Source organism: Endozoicomonas sp. ONNA2 (assembly GCF_024606365.1).
In the GTDB taxonomy this organism is placed as follows: domain Bacteria; phylum Pseudomonadota; class Gammaproteobacteria; order Pseudomonadales; family Endozoicomonadaceae; genus Endozoicomonas.
In genome coordinates this window covers 1-1,252 of record NZ_JAHHPO010000906.1, presented here as the reverse complement: position 1 = coordinate 1,252, position 1,252 = coordinate 1, and the positions used below count along the sequence as shown (strand labels likewise).

General features: G+C 56.3%; 1 protein-coding gene. It reads right to left on the bottom strand.

What is annotated here, in order from left to right:
- Positions 1-191: 191 nt before the first annotated feature.
- A partial coding sequence (locus KDK14_RS16125) for a hypothetical protein (protein ID WP_257266200.1) occupies positions 192-1,252 on the bottom strand: 1,061 nt, incomplete at its 5' end.

The window sequence follows — 1,252 nt, the reverse complement described above, 5'->3', positions numbered from 1 at the left end:
GGTGGCAGCAAATTGGTCTAAAAAGTCGGAAATTTTCTGCCATCCTCGCTACGGGAACGCCCAGTCGGGCGCTATTCCCGGACAGCCTCCTGCCTGGCAATTGCTCCTGCGTTACTCTGGCTCCTGCATCCATGCCTCCGCAGTAGGGCAGTCTATTCCCGGACAGCCTCCTGGCTGCTACCTCCTGGCTGCTATAAGTGTTGCTGGATTATGGCGTCCATATACGGTAATGGAGGAATTCCGAGCCGGTATCTGGTTGCTGCAATGTTGCTTAAAAGAGGCAGGTTCAATGCGCCATTTTCCTGCAGGCGAGGGTGATTGAGGAGTTCGTCCAGCTCCCTCAATCGGGGCAGCCCATGACCCTTCATCATGCCCGCAATGGCACTGAGAAGGGGCAGGTTCAATGCGCCATTTTCCTGCAGGCGAGGGTGATTGAGGAGTTCCTCCAGCTCCCTCAATTGGGGCAGTCCACGACGGTTCATCATGCTCGCAATGGCACTGAGAAGGGGCAGGTTCAATGTACCGTTTTCCTGCAGGCGAGGGTGATTGACCAGTCGCTCCACATCACGTATTCGGGGATACCCGCGTCCATACGTCATACTGGCAACGGCCCAGAAGACGGGCAGGTTCCATCCGGTGGTTTCCTGCAGGCAGGGGTACAAGAGGAAGCGGTCCAGCTGACTTATTCGGGGTAACCCTCTGAAGTCCATGATGCTGGCAATGGCGCAGAAAACGGGCTGGTTCAATGCGCCATTTTCCAGCAGACGGGGGTGATTTAGCAGTGGATCCAGCTCCCCCATTGAAGGTAACCCACGCTGGCGCATCATGTTGGCAATGGCGCAGAAAACGGGCTGGTTCAATGCGCCAGTTTCCAGCAGGCGGGGGTGATTGAGGATTGGATCCAGCTCCCCCATTGGAGGTAACCCACGCCCGAGCATCATGTTGGCAATGGCGCAGAAAACGGGCCGGTTCAATGCACCATTTTCCAGCAAGCGGGGGTGATTAAGGAGTTGGTCCAGCTCCTCCATCAGGGGTAACTCACGCCTGTGCATCATATCGGCAATGGCTCTGAAAACGGGCCGGTTCAATGCACCATTTTCCAGCAGTCGGGGGTGATTGAGGAGTTGGTCCAGCTGCCCAATCGGAGGTAACCCACAGCGTTCCATCATGTCTGCAATGGCACTGAGAAGGGGCAGGTTCAATGTGCCATTTTCCAGCAGTCGGGGGTGATTGAGGAGTTGGTCCAGCTGCT